Source organism: Legionella sheltonii, from assembly GCF_026191355.1.
Lineage (GTDB): Bacteria > Pseudomonadota > Gammaproteobacteria > Legionellales > Legionellaceae > Legionella > Legionella sheltonii.
This window is the reverse complement of sequence record NZ_JAPHOQ010000001.1, coordinates 206,616-227,640: the sequence shown is the minus strand read 5'-3', so window position 1 is coordinate 227,640 and position 21,025 is coordinate 206,616. Positions and strand designations below refer to the sequence as shown.

Genomic DNA, 21,025 nt, shown 5'->3' with positions numbered 1-21,025 from the left:
CCTGGCAACATCGAGCGTGTCCCTAATCATGACTTCATAAAATGGTCATAAATAGCACGACTTGCTAGCGCGATGGCGCGACTGCGTGGATAATCACTGGCTGATTTCGATTTAACATACACGGCAATGGCAACATGGCCTTTATTATTAGGTAATGTAATAATGCCAACGTCACTAACGAAACGATACAGTTTTTTCGACCCGGGGTATCTTAAATAGTCCCGCTCATAAATAGACCATGTTCCCGTTTTATGGGCTACTTTAACATTGGAAGGCAATAATCCTTTTATTCTGCTGCGACCGGTTCGGCATTGCTCCATAATGTTCATAAGAAGATTAGTACTTGATTCTGAAAGTGCTTGTTTTTTATATAATTTAACCAACAATTTTGCCATATCATTAGGTGTGGTGGTATCGCGGATGTCCTTTTCAAAACGCTGCCAAGCTTGCTGCTTTTCTTTCAGAGGAACACGATTCGATATTTTTTGCCAGGAATATACCGGCTGGCGTTTTGTTAAAAAGGAACGATCCACATGATTTGTATCCACAAACATTTCCATAATGGAGCGATTAATAAAAATATTGTTTAAACCAAGCGCGCTCATACGCTGTGCTACATATTTAGGGCCATTAGCGGCCTGTAATAATGCATCACTTGCGCTGTTATCACTATTTTTGAGGGTATGCATCAAGATTTGTTTCAAAGAAATATTCAATTTTTTCTTTTCGAATAAATAATGAAGTGCCCCAGAGCCAGGAACCGAATTACGTGCATCCATTTTAATTACACGATTTAAAGAGTCTTTTTTCTCATCAACACGGTGTAAAAAAGCCATCGCAATGGGTAATTTAATTGTGCTCGCCATGAAGAAACGCTGATTGCTATTATGCGCAATCACTTTATTTTTTTCTATATAAATGGCAGTAATCCCCATGACTGTATTTGATTTTTTTTCAATAGCATTTAATTTTTTAATCAGTTCTGCATCGCTTGGAGCAGCAAAACCGCTCACTGAACAGACAAGACCCAAAAACCAACACGCCAGTAATTTTTTCATAAGGTATTTAATCCATTGCTCATTATTTTTATTCAATTTTTTAGCGTAATAACCAGTAATATATTCACTACTGTATCTTTTAAATCGTATGATAAAGCGTACGTTAGAAATTTCCCTATCCGCATGCAACAGTCCATAGTGTGTTAGGATGGTTTGTGACTTAGATAAGGGATTTAATTTTCTTTATCGCATTGTGACCATTTTCACTATCGATGCAATAAAACTTATAATGCATGTAGCAATTTTTATTCTATTTTTAAATTGATTACAACCTATTGCACATTTTGAGAAACATATTGCCCGCCATTAATTCACAAAGAATAAAAAACACCCATCGCACTCTCCTCTTGGTTCACCTCCTTTAAAACAAATTCATTCCTATTATCCTGAATAAAACTCCGGTCGCTTATTTCTCTATTGTGTATTTGCTGCAAGCGGCGATTAAAAGTCCTAAATTAACAAAAATATGGCCGCAAATTATATACAACCCCCAAAGATCATCAAGAATCATTTTGATTTAAGTCTTCGCGCTTACTCTTTTGCCTCATCCTTTAGCGTTCGTAAGAAGATACCAATTTTCCATATACTTGATTAATTCCTCCCTATTCACCGGCATCTGAGTTAAACCTATATATTTATCTGGACGAACCAATACAGCAGTAGGTCGCTCAATTTTAAATCGCTGATGCATCGTTTGATTTTCATCAATCAAGATGGAAATCTCTTCATCAACTGGAGTCATTTCAGATTGAGGCAGTATAATATGAGTCTTGATTAAACCTTTAAATTGCTGCGTAACAGCCCTTGCAAGTTCAGAGAAAACCAACCGTTGGTTATTATTGTCAGGTTCCAGTCCCATAAATAAAAATAAATGATGCAGCGTTCCTTGAGTAATTTGCTGCAATTCCTTTTTTTCTTTGCTTTTTGCGTCAATAAAAGGAGAATTAATGAGAAATCCACCTATTTTGAATTGGGTTTTTTCACCCAATACTTTGACTATAGGACTGTTCGCATAGCTCACCGACAACTCAGCAAGATTATACATGACAAAATTTTTAACTGCGTCGAATGACATGGCCATCTTTAATAGGAAATTACGTAAAAAAATCATCACCGGATTACTCATCATAATCAAACGAGTCATTACTCCAGTATCTTTTAATACCCCCGCAGCAATTGGATGACGTTCGCGATGATAACTATCCAGTAACGCATCGCTTGCCAGTCCTTTTTGAACCAGTGCTAATTTCCAAGCGAGATTATAAATATCTTGTAATCCGGTATTTAATCCTTGCCCACCCATAGGACTATGAACATGAGCAGAGTCCCCAGCAAAAAATACTCGCCCATAACGATAGTTTTCGATTTGCTTGTGATCAATACCAAATTGACTGATCCAAACTGGATCATGTAAGGTTGCAGCATCTGTACAGCGCGCTTTAAAGACGCGAATGATGTCTTCGATTGTGGGGGATTGATGCATGACTTTTTCAGGCGCAGTCATGACCAAACGATAACGTTTGTCTCCCATTGGGAAACACGCAGCAGGTCCTTCATTACTTACGTAGATAATAAATTTATTCTCCGGGAGTTCCCAATCAATAAGCAGATCAGCCAGCCACCAAGTTTGTTTAAAAGAAGAGCCTAAAAATTCAGCATTAACTAATTTTCTTAGCGTACTGTGCGAACCATCGCAAGCAATAATCCAGTGTGATTGTACTTTTTCAATGCTGCCATCAGCTTGTTTTATAGTAGAAACGGTATAGTTTGCTGTTTCTTCGATTTCAGTTAATTCAGTTTGCCATTCAACATGCAAACCTCGATCAACTAACCCCTGATGAAAAATGTGTTCCGTTTTGCTTTGAGGAAGATCAATTACAAAATGATAATCCGCTTCAACATGTGCATAGGTCGCGTGGATTAATTCTTTTCCCTTAGACTTAAACAAAACGCCATCTACTTTTTGTCCCTGGATGAGTACTTCATCAAGGAAACTACAATCCCTAAGCAGATCAAGTGTTCGAATATGAATGGCCAATGCCTTAGATTTATCACTGAGTGCCGACTTTTTATCAATGATCCGACAACTCAAACCTTGACGAGTCAGCTCGTTTGCGCAAAATAAACCAACAGGCCCTGCTCCAACTATCAGTACATCCAATAACTTATCAGACATATCCACTCCGTGTTTTAATCTGGTCTTTTAGGGCAAAGAACTATTATTCGAACTGCTTAATCCATACGGTTCATTATAGTATATTAAGCCTTGTTAATCTTCGCCATAGGCAAAAAAACCTATTGATTTTTCTTGTATTTTCCTATTTAAAAATTCAGCTGCTGTGAACCAACTTCATCACACGATTGAGAAAGTCGGGACCAGGATCATCTTTATCTGTTTGATAATTGGGATCCCGTTCGAGCCAAAGAGAAGTTTTTTTAAAATTTAAATAGTCATTATGTCCGATAACATATTTTATTTTTGGATATTTCTTTTTGAGATAACACACCAAAAAAGCATTTGCTTTGGTTTGGGCGTCGGTTAAATCATCTTTGCTGTCAATTCCACCTACATTTTCAATGCCAATTGCATAATGATTCAATCCTATAACATGTCGTGCCATCCAATGCTCCGGCATGAGTTGATAAATACTTCCATCCCGATCCACTACAAAATGGGTTGATACGTTCAAGTCACCAGGTAGCTCTTTAATTCGTGGTGAATTTTTAGGGAAGGTCGGTGGATTAAATACACGAAAAGTGGCGGCCAACGTCGGAATACACGTCCAATGCAAAACAATCATTCTCGGTTCAATTTCAATGGATGTTGAGTCAATTCCATAATGAGTTAATTGATACTGGCGTGTTAACGCAATACGTTGTTGATCAAATTGAATTGGTGCTTTATGGATTTCTTGTGAATCATTGCAAGAAAAAGCATGCACCATCGAACTTATAAAGAATGAGCAAACTAAGAAAATTTTCATATTATTTTTTTAATACCATAAAATAAGCGGCCACATAATCGGGTAAGTGGCGGGTTGCTTGAGCGAAAGCCCCTCTTCCTGCATAGCTACCCGCTAAAAAATCAACTTGATACACATTATTTTCGAATGCTCCACCTGTGTCCGCAAAAATACCCGCTCGCGTCACGAGATTTCCTGTCCGACTAGGATATTGCACCATCAATAATTTTCCCAAACCAAACTGCTCAAGATCCGCTGCAAAAGTCACCTCCGTATTTACGGTGATTTTATGATCAGCATCCTTTCCATAACCTTTGATGCCTGCCACCTGTTTAAAATACCAATAGCGCTCTTGCTGATAAGGGTTTTGGGTTTTATCGTAGGCAATATTGTTACAACGATGAACATTAAAGGTCTTTGTCTGGTTCTTACCAAAATCAGCAACCACAGTCCCCTGCATTAATGCCGCTTCAATGTCTTCTCGACTCAAATAACCCAGAGCAGGGACATTCTTATTCGTTAAGGCACCTTTTAGGATGGCTTGTTTTCCATATTGAAAACGTGTGAGTCCAGGCTTAGCATCTGCTTCCTCTAGAGTCAGTAACGCCTCATCCTTAGGAAGACCATAAAGAGCAAAAGGATAGACTGCACTGCGCTTGCTTGATGCCGGAGCACGATGAACATAATACTTGGTCATTAAAATTTTATCTTTGGGTAAATGAGCAACAAGTGGTTTTTGCACACTCAGAGACCTGGCTTGCTCAAGATCGGGATACCATCGAACAAAATCGAAGTGATCTTTAACAAAAGCAGGATTATTCAATTCGCTTTGATGCTCGCATATAAACACCAAGGTCGCTTTAACTCGGGCAAGTGGGACTTTAAAAACTTTTCCTTCATGAATCACTCGAGGATCATAACCATTGCCCTTATTTAAATAAGCCAAGGTTTCTTTAGCTGTAGCGCATAAGGCAGGCCCGTTGATTTCATAGCGAGCTGTTGGTGATGGTTCAGCTGGCACAAAATGAGGGGCAGCAACAGCCCCAAGGTTCATTAATAAGAAAAAAATACCAAAAAAAACTTTTATTTTCATCGTAGACGACAACTGATTGTTAAATCAAAAGGATATCATAGATAGGTTGTTAATTCTAAAAATGAAATATGAAAAACCAGGGGCCCTTAGTTTCAAGATCCCATGATTTGTTTTTTTCTGTAGTCCAATTTCCTAAGAAAAATTAAACAATACCAAACCATTATTGTCTTCGCCATTACTGATATTGCAAAGCCAATCGACTACTAATTGTTGCTTATGCAAAATGGGATCAAAAAAATTCACATGTAAGGTTGCTGTATTATCTTCGAAAACACTTAAGCGACCTGATAACGTTAAGAACTCTCCTGAAGCATTCTGGATAAAAAACTTCATGGAGGTGGTCACAGTATCGGTTAACTCGTTATTAACAGTCTCCTGGCCATGGAAAAAGTTAGTAAAATTAAATCGAGTGGTCGCTCCCTCTAACCGTCTTCTCAATTGAGTCGGGAGTGCGGGTCCTGAGACCTGGCAATTATCAAAATGGATGATTGCGCGTACATCTTCCCCACTCTCGACAGCTTGCACTAATTGAGCAAAATTAGTGATATTATTATTGATTGTATTATTGATCTCCGCATTTTGTGCATTCGCCTGATTTAATAAAAGGAGACATGAAACTCCTAGTGCAACAGCTCGCCATATTCTCATTTATATCCTCCATGACTCGTGCTTTTGGTGATAAAGTCAGCCAAGTGACTAAGAACAAAACCCCAAACACGTTAATTGTACAATCTGTTTCTCCACTTTGCCAAATTTTCTAACCCAAAATTATAGTCCCAATCCAGATTTTAAGTAAATTTGCAAGCTAACTACCACCCCAACTAATCAAATATTGATCAAATAAGCTATAATTAAAGCATCTTAGAGCATAATCTTTAAATTCCTCGGGAGGTAAATGATGAGATTTTTATATGAAGCAAAAGCCATAACCACCAAAACATCTAAGACAACAAGCATCATGCAACAATCCCTACAACAAAGTAGAAGTATATTTTCTGCAAAAAACGCTACTGCTCCAATTTATGATAACCACCTCCCAGGAGTCCCATTAATTATTTCAAACCTTAAATTTTTTACAGACACTACGTTTAGAGGACAAGCTATTGGCAAAGATTTTCTCTCTTCCGTATGGTATGAATCTGGTATCAAGCTAGGGTTTAGAGGTATGTCCTTAAGTGAATTAAAGAAAAATGAATCAAGAGCCATGTTAGGAATGGTAGGAAAAAAAGAGATTGTGGCTTATAACCCTGATGGAAGCAGAGACTTAGTACAAACCAAAGCAAACCTTGCAGCCCATGCATCAGATACTGCAAAAGTTCATGGAATATCTGTTTCCGATAGTATATTTGTGGGATTTAAATTCTCCAGCTTCTTATTACCATCCACTAAAACAGTGGTCGTTGTTGATTATACCAGCATCCCCGCCGATCAACAGTTTTCCCCATTAGCAGAGCATGCTGATACCACTCCATCTCGTAGCCCAGACGGCGAGCCAGCTATATATACGGGTGAGTATGAAAGAACGATAAGCAACGTGCCAGCATGGGCTATTCTCATGAAAATAACCCGAGATGGATTCACATTCAATGTTGACTTGAATCCGTTATATGTAGACCAAGCCATTTTATCACCCCAGCTCAAAGAGGACTTTGATAATTTGACTGAAGAGTTTTATAAAGCATGTCGTGTCGTTAGAGAAGATATTGATCATTCAGACGTACGGGAGTATCGCAAGAGCCTGCATAAATTTTATGAGAATTATGCTATTGAAGCAAAACTGGGAAGCAAGCAAATACAGGCCATAAAGGAAAACTTAGAACAATATGGCATGGCAATAGAGGATACTCCAGATACCACACCCACCAAATCTTAAGGCAGAGGCAAAAGTCTTCCCTATAAATTGCCAAGAGAAATTTATAGAGGAGACTTTTTACACATACTCTTCTTCATTCGAAGCATTATAATATGGGGATAACTATCTCTTCTGCTCAGAAACATAAAGGTCGCACCAAGCATTAGCGAGATGCTGTATACTTTTTATAGCACTGGAGACATCCGGTGACTCTCAGTTGATTGCTCTATTTCATTTCGGATAGCATCCAGCTGATTTTGTCCAGATTTTGCTTCAATAGCATAATTCTCATAAAATTTATGAAAATTTTTGCGATATTGATGGACATCAGGATGATCAATATCCTCTTTCACCACACGACATACCCTATAAAATTCTGCGGCTAAATTATCAAAATCAGCTTTGAGCTGGGGTGATAAAATGGCTTGATCTACATAGAAAGGATTCAAATCAGCTCGCACTTTCATTGCATCTTTGGCTAACTTCATAATAATGGCCCAAGCAGGAACTGCACTGATTATTCTTCCTGTTGTTTGCAAGGATAATGTCTTTGTCTCATTCATCGGGGTGAGTTGTGACTCATTAGGGATGTTGTTATAGTCAACCACTAATACATCATGCATTTTTGGGGGGACAAAATCAGAGAAATGAAACCCTGCTAGCATGCCTTTTGGTTTTTTCGTAGTATCATCTAGTGAGGATTCAAGAAATTTTTGTTTCGTTATTTTTTTCTTTTTACCTAGTGCCAAATCTTCATCCCATAATAAACCTAACAGAGTTTGTGCAGGCTTACTACCTAACTCTTCTGACGATACTTCTCTAAATCCAACTGAAACTCCAGATTCTTTCAACACATCGCTTACAAAATTTTGCCCAATTGGTTGTCCTCTAAACGTAGTATCCTTGAAAAAATTAAGGTCAATAACTCTTAAAGGAACATCTTTTTTGACTTTATCAAAAGCATTACTATGAAAAAAATTAGGTTTCTGATTCGTAACCACTTTATTAGTACGAAGCAAGCTAAATCGTAACATCATAAGATCACCAAACTCATCAATAAATTTTTGATTCTATATCGACTGATTGTTTATAACAAGCAGCACGATGATCAAAAAATAAACATACTAAGCTGCTTCTGCCCCATCAAATTCAGAATCACTCGTCGTCAAACGGTTAAAATACCAAGAACTGTAAAGAGCACCTAATCCACAAACAATTAACCCTAAAGGCAAGGCAATGAGTGATTGCATGAGTAAATAGGCACTTAAAATAGTTAATAGGGATGAGCCAAACATCCGTACCGTATGAATTATGGCCAGTGCAAGACCTGCATTTTCCTTATAGTCTGCAAGCATCATCGACATCGTAGCCGGTGCAGTTAAACTAATACCTAAATTACAAATTAATGCAAAAGATAAGACGTATAAATTAAATTCAGAGAGATTTGCGCACAATAACATCGCAAAACCTCCACTTATGATAAACCAGCTACCAAGATAAATTGTCGAAGCCATGCTGAAATACTTACGCAGCCAAATACCTAAGTAATTTCCAACAATAATATTTAAGCCATTAATGATAAAAATAATACCGTACACTAAAGGTGAGTAACCCAATTGATCGATAATAATATAGGACGAATTAATCACTGAAAGCATTACGGCGGCAAAACTAAACATCATAATAAAAGAACCACTCCAAAGTGTAGGCGATGGAATGATCTCTTGATACGCTTTAATCACTTGTTTCACATTAAAAGGCTCTTTAGGCTGAGTCCAAAATGGCGATTCCAATAATCCATTACGCGATTTCAGTAAGAGTACTAAACCAATAACGGCCATTAGCATGAAATTCGCTTGCCAACTGCAATAAGTAAAAATGAGCGAACCAAATACTGGAGCCAGAATTGGAGATATTGAAACGATCATAGAAACATAGGATAAAACCTTGGCGCGCTCTACAGTATCTTCAAAGTCTCTCGAGATGGAAAATGCAACCAGATTAGCACAACACAGAGCAAATCCCTGTAATGCGCGGCCTAGAATGAGCACAAAGATATTTGGCGCAAAGGCACAGATTAAACTGGCTAGAGCGGCAATGAGTAAGCTGCCAGGCAACAAACGACGCCGTCCAAAATGATCAATTAGCGGCCCCCAAACTAATTGAGTCACCCCAAAAACAAACAGATAAATACTTAAGGTTAATTGACTTAAGTTATGTGTTGTACCAAAAAAATTGGTGATATAGGGTAGCGAAGGTTGATAGAGATCAAATGTAAGTAAAGAAAAAGCGGATAGTAAGCCAATAAATAAAATCGAAGGTTTTGCTTGTGACATAATATTCATTTTGAAAAAAAATAGTGGCCATTATAGTAAAATCTCTATACTTTTGCTCTAAATTCGCAAAAAAATCTGCAATCAAGATTTTATATGTCTTTCCCTTCTCCCCATGGAGAGCAGGTGCACATCAGCGCGGATGAAGGTTAAATCGAGTAATAACCCTCACCCCTGCCCCTCTCCCAAAAATGGGAGAGAGGCTTTTTAACAGAAAATTTCTTGGCGCCACGAACTACGACTCGCTGTACCAGGCTAAAAAATCAGCCTTGGCGAATCAGATAATTACTGCCCGCATGAATTATTTTTTTCATCCGATTATCTTCTTCAGGATTAGGCTCACAGGATTTAAATACATCTTTTACTGAGGCAATGCTTAGAGGTAGAACAGGCCGACTATCGGTTTCTAAATAACCGTCTTTATTCTTAAAAATAGTAAACTGGTCAGTAGCAAATTCCTGGCAATCAGTTAACGTTTCATCCTGGCAAATGGAAAACTTGATGGAGCGTTCTACACGATAGGACTCACCCACTTCGTCAGCAAAAACGATATCTCCATAGACTACGCTATGGCGGGTCCCGCAAAAATAATAGCCAAATTTGTATTTACCATTCTCAACAACATCAGTACGAATAAACCGTCCTTCGCCTTGAGCTAGACCATTGAGCGTCACAATATGCCGGACCTCTTCTTTGGGGTTGTTTGCAGCTACTGCCAAACCCATTAAAGTCCATCCCATGATTAACAAAGCAATTTTTTTCATTTTCATTCCTTATTTGAAAAACATCCTCAAGGAACATGTCTTTAAGGATCAATAATCAACTCTAATGTCAATCTAGAAAGAAAAAATTTTAACCAAACTGACATCGCAGCCATTATGCAAAAAAGAAAGCCTTTTGAACAGATGAAAAAAGTTGACTTTTTGCACAAATTTTAACCTGGTGATTCTGTCAAATAAGGATAAAACTTCGTCAGTACGAAGAAAGATTGGGGACTGTTAAGCTCCCCAACCTTGAGGTGAAAACCCAATTTTATGGCTTGTTTAGATGTTTGAGGCCTTAGGTTGCAGGTGAGAATGACAATCATTAATAAATGCCAGGACACCACCATCTGGGGCACAATCTTTAGGACTATGGTGCGACTTATCAGGAATATCTATGGAAGCACCTGCCTCTATAAGCATTTTGATCATTTCTCGATCACCCCGTGCCACAGCCTTATGAAGCGGCGTTTGCCCCTCGCTATCCTGAAGATCTAAAGATGCCCCAGCTTTCACTAATGCGCGCGCGCAATCCAAATTTTTGCTATAAACGGCCCAATGCAGGGCTGTGCGATGAAGATTAGCGTCTGTTTTATCCAAATCCGGTTTCGGCATTGATTTGATGAGCACTTTAAGCTCAAATAATCGCCCCCAAGTTGCAGCTCTTCTGAGGGCCTGATCGTGCACTGGACTACCCAATTCACCTGTTTTACGTAATGAAGCACAGACATTAGCGAGTTGAACGGAATCGTTTGTCTTGCGTGACTCACCCAAAAAAGTAAGCAGTCTTGGGGCGAGTTTGCCACTGGCTTGATCCATAATCGTCTGGTTCGTGTCCACCAATCTGGAGCTTATAGAAGAGATTTCTAAAAGCTCATGGGTACGCTCCATATCAACCCGACTGAGTGGCTTGTTTGCAAAAAGCAGATTTGATAATTCGATAATCATCTTCGGCATGGCGCCAAATAAAGTGGTATCACTTGCAACCAGTGATTTCACAGCAATTAAATAAGCGGCAACAAATTCGGTATTGTTTGACATATCCTGATAATAGGTCAGCTTTTTATCCCTCATTGCTTCCAAAGTACTGGTAACCCCCGTTGACAAAACCAAATCGCCTGATGAATGAGCAACTGTTTGGCGCATTACTCCATTAGGTAAGCTTTGATGGTATTCGATTGCTGGCAGCGACTTGGAAGTAGGCAATGTCGTATCATGATAATATGCATATTGGATATCCGATTTATTACTGCCAAAATCCCCGACAAGAACATATTTATCTTGGCCACTCAACTTAATGTATTGTGCAATTAATTTATAATCTTTAGAAGAATCTACTGCGGCAAGATACATAAAACCATATTTACCTGTCGGAAGTGAGACTTTCTCAGGATTACTTAATGCCGGTAAATCTTCTGCTTTAGTAATGGTAGGTAACCCCAATCGATCCTGGCCAATACCTGCACTGCCAATCAACATATCCTTATCACTAAATGATTCATAAACCCCCGGTTGATCCGTCTTGGCTTGCATACGATATAATGTTTGCATAAACATATCTGCAAAGGCCGCTTGGTTTACGTTTCCTACAAATAAGAATTTACTGTCAGGAGAGAGAACTCGTTTCACAAGATGAGCAGCTGAATGCTTGCAACGATTAGCATCGATAAAGGCTACCACTGTATTTTCAACGGCATCAAACTCTTCCAAGGAAGACAGTCCTACATCAGTCCCCTCTATTGATACACGACCCTTAACTGGATTACCGTACATACTTTTAAATCGAGGAATCCCATCAAGTGTACTGACTAAAACGACATCAATATCCTTTACTCCCTGTTTTTCGAACTCGCGAACAACATCCTTGGCAATATTACCTGCGAAAGCAAAATCACCTTTTGCAGTTGGATTATGACAATTAGCATGAATAACAATAACCTTACCCATAATACTATATCCTTCAATTGACTGTTTTATGAGCAATATTATAAAATTTACACCTTAACAAAATATTAACAATTAGTAATTTTTATTGCTTTTTAGTGCTTATTGGTGTCATTTTTAAATAAAAATAATTAAGTTGTATTCATATGAATACTTAATGAATAAAATGAATTCTAATGGATTTCAAACAAACCACCATGATTAAATAATTAAGTATTGAGGATGATTTACTTTTCTGGTCTTGAATTCACCTTTTGCAGTCTGGCTCTTTCATGGTAGAATAATATTTATACATTAGGGGTGCCCGTTGTGGCTGAGAGGATGAACCAACCCTTTGAACCTGATCTCATTTGTCTGAGCGGAGGAAAATGTGTCTATAGTTATGCTCTCAGGTATTATTGCTTTTATTACTTCTTTTATCGGCTTATTGCCGCAAATTATCAAATCCTTAAAAACACGATCAACTCATGATCTTTCCATGCTCATGTTGGTTAATTACTTCATATGTTCTCTAGCTTGGATTATTTATGGGAGCAGTACGGATTCATTTTTTGTGATCAGTTCTAATGCAGTAGGTTTGATTGTCAGTGTGCTGCTTATTCTTTTAAAAAGACATTATGATGCACGATGTAATTAATTTAACAGGCTATCGATCGATTCTATGCCTCAACGGAGAATTACCTGAGTCATCCTTCTTCAAAACATTGAACATGCCCATTATCGCAGCGGATGGGGCGGCCAATAGTTTATTAGGGCGTGGAATTAGCCCGCACTTAATTACTGGGGATTTGGATTCTGTCCGACCAGCTCTCTTAGAAAACCATCCTGTTCTTCATTCAGCCGATCAAAATTTTAGTGATTATCAAAAAGCGATGCACTATTTAAAAGAGAATGATTTATTACCTGCCATCATTGTAGGAATCAATGGTGGGCATTTGGATCATGTGTTGAATAACATAAATATTTTTATGGAAACAAATTGTCTTTTGTATGCGCCCCCCATACGCGGCTTTGTTTTAAATGAAAAATCAAGTATAGGGTGCTCATTACCCATGCATACAAAAATTTCATTAATCGGAATACCCACAGCAACTATTTCTTCGCAAGGGCTTCAATGGGAGCTCAATCATTCGCAACTTTCTTTTCCAGGAAAAACTTCGTGTTTTAATCGAACACGACTATCTGACATTGTTTTGGAAATTCATCAAGGCTCGGTTTTAGTTTTGATATATGAGCAAATGATTAAGGATGCGGGGCTCATGTTCGCTAATTCATAAAGACACTACAATCGTCTTGCAAACCCCGGGTATCGGAGAATGGTAGACAGCCCCTAGTCAATTTCAATGGAGCAATGATCTCCTGTAGTCACTAAAGTCACAATACTGTCTTTTGCCAGCTTTTGGGAACCACATAAAATATCTGGACCAAATGCTGAATTTTTTCGATAACCAAAGATATATACTTTATTCGCAGGTCCCTTGCCTGAATAGAACTTCCCGCGAGCCCCGGATTTTTTACCCTCCACAGTAAACCCTAAAGCAGCAGCTGTCTTTTCATCGGTTTTTACTTGAACACTGATTGTATCCTTGGCGATTGCGTGAATTGCAAAAGAAAATAGAATGAACCCAATCCCATTTTTTATTAAATTTTTCATCATATAAACGCTCCTTGTTCTATGATTCTCTTAATATAACTTATTTAAGGCTTCAGGAACTGATCTATCCCCACGAATTATGAGTTGAAATAAAGAGCGTCTCATGATCAAATGAGCGTCATTAAGACTCATGGAAATTAAAATGTTAGCTGTAGAAACCTATCTTTATAATTCGCTTACAGAATCATGTCCTGAAATTCATATATCACGATTGAATGCAGTAATGGATGTAGCATCAGGCTTAAGACATAGCCAAAACCTTTCATTAAGTGAATTAGGGAGGAACTTGCCTGGAGATGCAAAATTAAAAAATAAGATAAAGAAAGTTGATAGGCTGGAAGGCAATAAGGCACTGCATAATGAACTTTTTTCCATTTATCAAGGGTTATCAAGCTTTGTTTTTACTTACATCTCGCAAGATACAACCTTACCTTTGATTGTAGATATTTGCTGCTTAAAAGACGACCGAGAAATTCAAATGCTCAGTGCAGAAATAGCGTTAAAAGGTAGAAGTCTTCCTCTTTATCGAGAAGTGTATAGAGATACCGAAACAAAAGGACGAGCTAAGGACTTTTTAAAAGAGTTGAGTCTTTGTTTGCCCAAAAATCGTCGAGTAATCGTAATCATGGATGCCGGTTTTTATGAAGAATGGTTTAAAGAAATAGAAGCGCTGGGCTGGTATTGGCTAAGTCGTGTAAGAGGAGTTAAATCGGTACAATTATCCGAAGAACTGGGATGGAAACTCATTAAAGAACTAATCCCTGATATTAAATCTAAAACGACACATTATGAGCATGCTCTATTAACCAAAGAGCATACAAGACCTTGTAGGGTGGTTACAACCTATCGTAAGCCTAAGGGAAGAAAGGTAAAGACATCACGAGGAAAAACCACCTCGACACTGTCTAATGGAAGTTATAGTCAAGCTAATAAAGAGCCATGGATTTTGGCTACTAATTTACCATTGGATGTAGGGCCTACTGATATTATCAATCTCTATTTTAAAAGAATGCAAATAGAAGAATCGTTTAGAGATGTTAAAAGTCATCAATTCGGACTAGCAGGACGTTATGTGCGTACTCATTCAGTAGATAGATGGGGAGTAAAAATGCTTCTTGCTGCTATTGTGCAAATTACTTATTGGGTTATTGGAGTAATTGCACATAGTCAAAATAAACAACAATACTTCCAAGCCAATACGGTCAAAGATAAGAAAATATTCTCTTATTTTACCCTGGGTAAGCTTATGATTGAGCATAATCAGCTCTGTTCCTTAGCCCCTGACCCTAGAACCTTACAAGAGATTATAGAACAGGAGCTTAACCGTGTTTGGTAATTTCGTGGGGATCTTTCAGTTCAGGAATATAAATTCAACTAAATACTGAAAATTTTCTAATTTAAGCTTGTTTCTCCTTATTCTCTTAAGAATAAACCAGTGGAACGAGTCAGATTAATCAATTCCGTGTTTCATATCGGTCAACAAATGGAGACCTACGTGCTGCTCTTGAATTCCAAATCATATACACTATTATCAATATATAGCCAGATAAATTCGTCTGCGAATAGAATTAGAGCTTTTCTACTCTAATTTTGATAGCAATGTATGGATATAAGGTCCTTCCCAGAACCCTATATTTAAATTTTTGTTGTCTGTTCGTTTGATGCATTGATTTTAAGATATTGATTCAGAGCGCTCTAGCCCTACAAAGAGGCACTTTGAGTCCAAAAAATAAGGGTTTGTGAATTATGTTGCTAAAATTTTTTAGAGGAAAATCTCCCAGCTCAAGTCATGCAGTAGAGCATGCTGCCATTTTTGGTGTTCATGAAGCACATAAACCCAGTTTGTTCCAAGGTGCTCTTTCTGGTGAGCGTTGGCGTCATGAAAGCATGGGTAAAACTTTAAGTACGATAACTGATTTTAAAAAATTAGAGGAATTAAAAAAGACAGCAACCGAAAATTTAATTTCTTGGGCGAAAAAAAAATCTGAGCCTCCTTCTGAGGTTGAAGTCGTATACCAAGATTGGGGTGTTACAGCGATGGAGGCTACCGAAAAGTATGCAAAAATTTATTCCATATTAAATATGGCCAATTCCCTCTATCCTGGAGGAGGGTCATTGGAAGGTGGAAGTGCTCAAGAGGAAAATATGTGGCATCGAACCACTTGTGCGCTTTCATTATTGGATAAAATAGTCCGACATGATAAGGATTATGAGAATACATTTCTTTATACTCCTGAAGGCGTAGAATTAATAGAAGGCCGAAGGAGAATGACCAATAAAGAACTCGAAATTTTAAAGAAACGCTGTAAAGAAGCCTATTCACCAAACGCATGTAAAACATTCCATAGTGATGAAGCGAGAATTTGTTTTAGAGGTCCGGAGGTATTGCTTACACCGTCAATGGATGATTTTTCAACCAGTAAGGTTTCTGATCCTGATATGAGCTTCTCATTTCTTGTGCCAACAAATATTTTTCCTTTTCGTGAATTAAGATCTGCAGCACCAGAACACTTTGCTGAATCCCATTCAAAGGCGCCCGAAGTAGTCAAAGAACACCGGGATGATTTACGACGACGCATTGCGGCACAACTGGACACATTAATTGTTGCCAACCAACCTTATGCGATGTTTGGCGCTTGGGGGTGCGGCGAATTTAAAAATGAGCCCGAACTCATCGCTGAAATTTATGCTGAGGAAATTGAAAAAAGAGCCTCTTTTTTCCAACATATCATGTTTCCAATCATTGATACCCGTTCACAAAGCAAAAATTTTGATATATTTCAAAAAATATTGACTGGTATAAAACTTGGAGAGGATAGCGCACCGCAGCCTTCATCCCATATTTAAAAGCCTGCTCTAATGTGCAATGCCCCTCCCGCGACTTATTCACCAGACCTTGGCAGAGAACTGCTCAAGGTCTGCCTGCGCAGAATGAGAATATCTCCTATCGCTCAATACTACTTCGAGTTAGAACGTTTTCTCTGTTCTTCCATTTCTATTTTCTCGTCATCACTTGTTTCAACCTCTTCTTCATTTTCACTTTTTTCACCCTTTTCTAAATCGTCCTCAGCAGGGCTCTTAATAATCGATTTAAGGAGAAGAGGTGCGACTGCATTGTTGGTAGGTGTTGACGTTGTATCTTTAGAAACCTCGCTACCACCCCAGGTAACGAGAAATAAGGCTCCATAGAGGAGTTGAAATAAGAACATGACTTGCTTGACTATTTGATCATCATGAAATACCAAACTGATTGCCAATCCCAGGATCACAGCGGAAAAAATTGCTTGAAGCCCTTGGATCAATTTTTCATTGAGGTGGGTATCGGACCGGACTACAGCATATCCGGAATTTAGGGTCTGGGCAAAAGCGATAGGGATTAACGCAATAGGACTTGTTGTATTATTAATTTGCATTCCTGCTTGTATTGTACTTTGCGTCACCAATAAACCACCATTCGTTCTCTGCGTATTCCTATGGGCTGAGGAAGAGGTAGGCACACGTGCCTGAAGACGATTTAATATGTTTGAAGTTGATCCTGGCATTTCAAAATCCTTTTAAAAAATATTAATGGGGATTAAATCCTGGCTTAATCCACTGCGTAATTGAGCTACTGAAAATTCCTGTTCATTTTTTTATTAAGGTTTTCCAGAGGCAAGTTATTATTTTAACTCGTTTTTTTTCAACTTCAACTTTATTTACAGAAAGAATTTAACGGTTTTCAGTAGCAAATGATTTCTTATATAAATTCAAAACTTACTTTATAATGTCGCACGATAAAAACGATTTTTATAATTTACAATAACAAGGAGTAGTGAACATGGCTTATGAAAAACAACCAGCAGCAACCTCAAAATCGGTGACTATGTATAACCTGTTAAGCTGGAGCACTGTATATCGAGGCTACAATGCATTGGTTGCTGGGCTTGTTATGTATCAATACATCAATAATCCAGAAGCGGCAGTAATAGAGTATCTCCCGGATGTTGCAATTCATGCGTTCGAAGCAATCGCCCCAAATACATTAAATAATTGGGCCGCAGGTGCCAACATCGTTCGAGGAATTCAAGCGGGACTCGCATTTTTCTCACCCAACTCTACAATTCCCAGGGTTGCTAACGGTGTGGATGTAATCAATCACGGAGTCAACACGTTCCACCGAATCCTACAATAACAAACAAAACAGATTCGATCAGGTTAAGAAATCATCCTTAACCTGATTGCAATCAGGTTATTGATCGGTACTCTGGGTGCGATTCCTTATTGTTTATCTCATTCTGAATAGAGTGGAAGCCCTGAATTTTTCTTGGATACAGCAGCTTATTTTTGTGAATCGATGAGGCAAGTAGTATTTTCAGTTCTATTTCCATTAGCTATGTTGTATTCAGCCTATACTACCAATTCATTCACCCCATTTACTCAAGGTGAGATTGCACGTTCACTAGATGGCATTATTTCATTGGCGCAAGCTGCACTAAACATCGACAAAGAATCGGAGCAGTTTGCACATAAGACCCGTGTTAGCTAACCCACAAAACTCCTTGTCATAAGCCCAGAGAATAGCGAACTGGGCTTATTAAGAGCTAATGAAGCTTTGTTTTTTCTTTATCGTTGCCAAACAACCAATCGGCACTGACTTCAAGTTCATCGGCAATTTTTTGCATGGAATCGCCATCTAAAGCAACAACACCGTGCAAAAGCGCTTCAATTTTAAATTTAGGTAATTGAAATAATTTGGAGCATACTTGTACGCGCTCAGTCATTAACTCAGGAACACCAAGCTCATCGAGCTCCTGGTTCAAACGTTCAGTGAATTTTTTGTTTGACATGGTAGTCTCCTCTTTCGCTTTTTATCAGTTTAAAACAAATAAGCTTAAGGATTGATTAACAACCAAAATTTAATGCCGGTTCACAATCGCCACACGTCATCTTGAGAACAACCAGTGACTTCCGCGCTGTAGCACAGGAGTCGGCTAGGGAATACACCCGTTATGCTCGAGATGACGTGGGATTGGGCGAGAATGGAGAATTGTTATTTCAGAAAATAGCGAATAAAAGGAAGAAGAAGTACATTTAACAGGCCAACTAAGATCATCGCCAAGCTTGCAATTGTCCCTTCGGTTTGCCCTATTTTACGCGCCTGGGCAGTTCCTGCTGCATGTGCGCCAACACCTAAAAAAGCACCTCGGGCAAGGGATGAATTGAACGATACATACATGAGGATAAGCTCACCAATAACGGCTCCCAAAATACCCGTAATAATAACGAAAATGGCCGTCAGATCAGGTGTACCGCCAATGGCACGAGAGACTTCGATTGCGAATGGTGTACTAATCGATCGCGGTAATAAGCTCAAGCGTAAATTTTCATCAAGGCCTAAAAGAACAGCTAATGCCCAACTTGAGAGTACGGCAGTTAAACTTCCAGTAATGACACCAATGGACAGCACGGGCCAGTGTTTACGAATGAGCATACGTTGTTCATATATAGGAATTGCAAAGGCGACAGTAGCTGGTCCAAGTAATAAGACCAACCATTGTGTTCCTCGAAAATAATCCTGATAACTAACATGCAATAGATGAATCATCACTGCAATCAGAAGGGGGGTAAGAATAAGCGGCATAAGCCACCAAAATGACCAACGGCGGTACATTTGTTTAACAATAAAGTACAGGCTTATGGTTATAAAGGACCAAAAGACCGTGTGGGTCGCGGAGTTAGTCAGTAGATGACGGAACATGAGCATTTCTCCAACGATAACAGCAATCCACAACCACCGCGGTAACTAACATCACCAAAAGTGTACTTAACACAATAACAAACAGAATTTTAAGACCCAGGACACTCAAAAACTCATGATGCTCCAGGACTGCAAGCACCGCTGGAACAAAGAAAAGCAGCATATCCCCAAGGAGTAGTTCTGTACCACGCTTTATAGTGTCTAATATCATGCATTGGGTCATCAAAAGAAGCAAAACCACACCTAAGCCCAGGACGCCGGCAGGCACAGGTAGTTTGGTAAGCTTAACAACCAGATCGCTTGCCAGCCAAAATAGGCAAACCAATCCCACTTGGAACAGGGGGTTTTTTACACATTTTAATGACATATATTCAGCCGTTATGACCATTATTCTTTCAAATAAGTGTACATCTTTATTTATTATGAATAAAATGAATTTATAGACTTGTATTCATTCTATTTTGGAATCATTATGGAATTTAAACCACTTCGTACATTTGTCGAAGTCGTACGCCAAGGAAGTTTTTCCAAAGCAGCGGAGCTCCTATTTACTACTCAGTCAACGGTGAGTAAAGCAATAAAACAGCTTGAAGATGAATTGGGTTTTCCTCTCATTGAGCGATTTAAGAAACGTAATGTACCTACGAAAGCGGGTGAAATTGTTTATCACCGAGGGCTCAAACTAATTGCAGAGCGGGATGATCTTCTGAAAGAACTTGATGAGATACGTGGCTTGAAGCAAGGACGATTACGCCTAGGTATTTCTCCGGTAGGGAGTAGCACTCTTTTTGCCCCCCTTTTTGCTCGTTATAACCAGCTTTATCCTGGTATTGAGGTTGAGCTCATTGAACATGGAAGTGATAAGCTCGCGGAATGTTTGCGGGCAGGAGACATAGACTTCGCGGGAACCTTATTGCCCATTCCTGAAGAGTTTGATTGTCAACCGATCCGCTCTGAACCCTTAGTTGCGCTCTTAGCATCAAAGCATCCATTAGCAACAAAACATTCCGTTTCTTTATCTGAGCTAAAAGAGATTCCTTTTATTCTTTTCGGTAGTGGTTTTGCTTTACATCGAATGATTATGGATGCGAGCCACCAAATAGGTTTCGAGCCCAAAATAGTGGCACAAAGCAGTCAAATAGATTTTATGTTAGAGCTGGTTTCTGCAGGTCTTGGGGTTACTTTTTTGCCACGAATGATTGCGATGCAAAGGCAACACAGCCAAATTCATTCTCTGTTACTTAAAGAAAAAGAACTTCAATGGAATATGGCAATGACATGGCGCAGAAACGCTTATCTTTCTGAAGCTGCGCAAGCATGGCTCGCTTTAGTGCGTGAAGTTCATGTGAATAATCAGGGAAGATAAGAGATGCCTTCAATTCCTGCCTTCTCCTACAAGCGGGTGAGGAAATTTTTAAAGTTAAAAGCGACCTTTTTCCCCCGCTCCCGTCATCCCAAGCATAGCGATGGGCTCTCCATATTACAGCACCATATCACAATGAGGAGATCACTCATTGCACTGGGGAAGTGAGAAAAGATCCGCAGCATGGAGGATGGTTATAATTTTGTGCGCTGCACTTCATTACCCTACTGGAATTAATCCACAATATTAAGTACCGTTATAATGAAA

22 protein-coding genes and 1 riboswitch are annotated in these 21,025 nt (G+C 38.8%); of the genes, 8 read left to right on the top strand and 14 right to left on the bottom strand.

Annotation, left to right across the window (positions count from 1 at the left end; translation table 11 throughout):
* Nucleotides 1-26: 26 nt before the first annotated feature.
* From bla to OQJ26_RS00955, 5 genes are all read right to left on the bottom strand, one after another.
* Complete coding sequence (gene bla / locus OQJ26_RS00975) at nucleotides 27-1,058, bottom strand: class A beta-lactamase (protein ID WP_265702040.1); 1,032 nt, start codon at nucleotides 1,056-1,058, stop codon at nucleotides 27-29.
* A 544-nt stretch (nucleotides 1,059-1,602) separates the two neighbouring features.
* On the bottom strand, nucleotides 1,603-3,234 hold the full coding sequence (locus tag OQJ26_RS00970; protein ID WP_265702039.1) for an FAD-dependent oxidoreductase: 1,632 nt from the start codon (nucleotides 3,232-3,234) through the stop codon (nucleotides 1,603-1,605).
* Nucleotides 3,235-3,388: 154 nt separating this feature from the next.
* Nucleotides 3,389-4,042: an N-acetylmuramoyl-L-alanine amidase gene (locus OQJ26_RS00965; RefSeq protein WP_265702038.1), complete on the bottom strand. Its 654-nt coding sequence runs from the start codon at nucleotides 4,040-4,042 to the stop codon at nucleotides 3,389-3,391.
* A gap of 1 nt (nucleotide 4,043) precedes the next feature.
* Nucleotides 4,044-5,114: a hypothetical protein gene (locus OQJ26_RS00960; protein WP_265702037.1), complete on the bottom strand. Its 1,071-nt coding sequence runs from the start codon at nucleotides 5,112-5,114 to the stop codon at nucleotides 4,044-4,046.
* A 132-nt stretch (nucleotides 5,115-5,246) separates the two neighbouring features.
* Nucleotides 5,247-5,762 (bottom strand): hypothetical protein, encoded by a 516-nt coding sequence (locus OQJ26_RS00955; RefSeq protein ID WP_265702036.1) that lies wholly within the window; start codon nucleotides 5,760-5,762, stop codon nucleotides 5,247-5,249.
* A gap of 247 nt (nucleotides 5,763-6,009) precedes the next feature.
* On the opposite strand from OQJ26_RS00955, the gene OQJ26_RS00950 reads away from it, so the two are divergent.
* Nucleotides 6,010-6,987, top strand: coding sequence for a hypothetical protein (locus OQJ26_RS00950; protein WP_265702035.1), 978 nt, complete (start codon nucleotides 6,010-6,012; stop codon nucleotides 6,985-6,987).
* A 164-nt stretch (nucleotides 6,988-7,151) separates the two neighbouring features.
* Here the strand turns inward: OQJ26_RS00950 and OQJ26_RS00945 are convergent, their stop codons facing one another.
* The 4 genes from OQJ26_RS00945 to ankY all read right to left on the bottom strand — a co-directional run bounded on the left by OQJ26_RS00945 (nucleotide 7,152) and on the right by ankY (nucleotide 12,007).
* Nucleotides 7,152-8,003, bottom strand: coding sequence for a hypothetical protein (locus OQJ26_RS00945; protein ID WP_265702034.1), 852 nt, complete (start codon nucleotides 8,001-8,003; stop codon nucleotides 7,152-7,154).
* Between the two features lie 87 nt (nucleotides 8,004-8,090).
* On the bottom strand, nucleotides 8,091-9,302 hold the full coding sequence (locus OQJ26_RS00940) for a multidrug effflux MFS transporter (protein WP_265702033.1): 1,212 nt from the start codon (nucleotides 9,300-9,302) through the stop codon (nucleotides 8,091-8,093).
* Between the two features lie 260 nt (nucleotides 9,303-9,562).
* The gene (locus OQJ26_RS00935; protein WP_265702032.1) at nucleotides 9,563-10,063 is read right to left on the bottom strand and encodes a hypothetical protein; all 501 of its coding nucleotides are present in this window, start codon (nucleotides 10,061-10,063) and stop codon (nucleotides 9,563-9,565) included.
* 279 nt (nucleotides 10,064-10,342) lie between these two features.
* Nucleotides 10,343-12,007: a Dot/Icm T4SS effector AnkY/LegA9 gene (ankY, locus tag OQJ26_RS00930; RefSeq protein ID WP_265702031.1), complete on the bottom strand. Its 1,665-nt coding sequence runs from the start codon at nucleotides 12,005-12,007 to the stop codon at nucleotides 10,343-10,345.
* 283 nt (nucleotides 12,008-12,290) lie between these two features.
* Nucleotides 12,291-12,388: riboswitch (TPP riboswitch) on the top strand.
* Here ankY and OQJ26_RS00925 point away from each other — a divergent pair.
* Together OQJ26_RS00925 and OQJ26_RS00920 are read left to right on the top strand one after the other, a co-directional pair.
* Entirely contained in the window at nucleotides 12,375-12,641 is a 267-nt protein-coding gene (locus OQJ26_RS00925; RefSeq protein ID WP_265702030.1) for a SemiSWEET family sugar transporter, read from the top strand. (Overlaps the previous riboswitch by 14 nt.)
* Complete coding sequence (locus OQJ26_RS00920) at nucleotides 12,625-13,281, top strand: thiamine diphosphokinase (protein WP_265702215.1); 657 nt, start codon at nucleotides 12,625-12,627, stop codon at nucleotides 13,279-13,281. The genes OQJ26_RS00925 and OQJ26_RS00920 overlap by 17 nt, the downstream gene beginning before the upstream one ends.
* Nucleotides 13,282-13,334: 53 nt before the next feature.
* On the opposite strand, the gene OQJ26_RS00915 is transcribed toward OQJ26_RS00920, so the two are convergent.
* Complete coding sequence (locus tag OQJ26_RS00915; protein WP_265702029.1) at nucleotides 13,335-13,661, bottom strand: hypothetical protein; 327 nt, start codon at nucleotides 13,659-13,661, stop codon at nucleotides 13,335-13,337.
* 127 nt (nucleotides 13,662-13,788) lie between these two features.
* Here OQJ26_RS00915 and OQJ26_RS00910 point away from each other — a divergent pair, with 127 nt between their 5' ends.
* Both OQJ26_RS00910 and OQJ26_RS00905 read left to right on the top strand, forming a co-directional pair.
* Nucleotides 13,789-14,994 (top strand): IS4 family transposase, encoded by a 1,206-nt coding sequence (locus OQJ26_RS00910; RefSeq protein ID WP_265702028.1) that lies wholly within the window; start codon nucleotides 13,789-13,791, stop codon nucleotides 14,992-14,994.
* Nucleotides 14,995-15,404: 410 nt separating this feature from the next.
* Nucleotides 15,405-16,505, top strand: a complete 1,101-nt coding sequence (locus tag OQJ26_RS00905; protein WP_265702027.1) for a poly(ADP-ribose) glycohydrolase domain-containing protein — start codon at nucleotides 15,405-15,407, stop codon at nucleotides 16,503-16,505.
* Between the two features lie 110 nt (nucleotides 16,506-16,615).
* Here OQJ26_RS00905 and OQJ26_RS00900 read toward each other — a convergent pair whose 3' ends face one another.
* Nucleotides 16,616-17,200 (bottom strand): hypothetical protein, encoded by a 585-nt coding sequence (locus tag OQJ26_RS00900; protein WP_265702026.1) that lies wholly within the window; start codon nucleotides 17,198-17,200, stop codon nucleotides 16,616-16,618.
* 275 nt (nucleotides 17,201-17,475) lie between these two features.
* Between OQJ26_RS00900 and OQJ26_RS00895 the strand changes: the two genes are divergently transcribed.
* Nucleotides 17,476-17,829, top strand: a complete 354-nt coding sequence (locus OQJ26_RS00895) for a hypothetical protein (protein ID WP_265702025.1) — start codon at nucleotides 17,476-17,478, stop codon at nucleotides 17,827-17,829.
* A gap of 162 nt (nucleotides 17,830-17,991) precedes the next feature.
* A complete protein-coding gene (locus tag OQJ26_RS00890; protein WP_265702024.1) occupies nucleotides 17,992-18,183 on the top strand; it encodes a hypothetical protein in 192 nt (63 codons plus the stop codon).
* Nucleotides 18,184-18,238: 55 nt separating this feature from the next.
* Here the strand turns inward: OQJ26_RS00890 and OQJ26_RS00885 are convergent, their stop codons facing one another.
* The 3 genes from OQJ26_RS00885 to OQJ26_RS00875 all read right to left on the bottom strand — a co-directional run bounded on the left by OQJ26_RS00885 (nucleotide 18,239) and on the right by OQJ26_RS00875 (nucleotide 19,762).
* Nucleotides 18,239-18,484, bottom strand: coding sequence for a hypothetical protein (locus tag OQJ26_RS00885; protein ID WP_265702023.1), 246 nt, complete (start codon nucleotides 18,482-18,484; stop codon nucleotides 18,239-18,241).
* Nucleotides 18,485-18,687: 203 nt separating this feature from the next.
* Nucleotides 18,688-19,395, bottom strand: a complete 708-nt coding sequence (locus OQJ26_RS00880) for an LrgB family protein (protein WP_265702022.1) — start codon at nucleotides 19,393-19,395, stop codon at nucleotides 18,688-18,690.
* Nucleotides 19,373-19,762 carry a CidA/LrgA family protein gene (locus OQJ26_RS00875; protein ID WP_265702021.1) on the bottom strand — a complete coding sequence of 130 codons (390 nt, stop codon included), beginning with the start codon at nucleotides 19,760-19,762 and terminating at the stop codon, nucleotides 19,373-19,375. The genes OQJ26_RS00880 and OQJ26_RS00875 overlap by 23 nt, the downstream gene beginning before the upstream one ends.
* Nucleotides 19,763-19,867: 105 nt before the next feature.
* Here OQJ26_RS00875 and OQJ26_RS00870 point away from each other — a divergent pair, with 105 nt between their 5' ends.
* Nucleotides 19,868-20,761 (top strand): LysR family transcriptional regulator, encoded by an 894-nt coding sequence (locus OQJ26_RS00870; protein ID WP_265702020.1) that lies wholly within the window; start codon nucleotides 19,868-19,870, stop codon nucleotides 20,759-20,761.
* Nucleotides 20,762-21,025 lie beyond the last annotated feature (264 nt).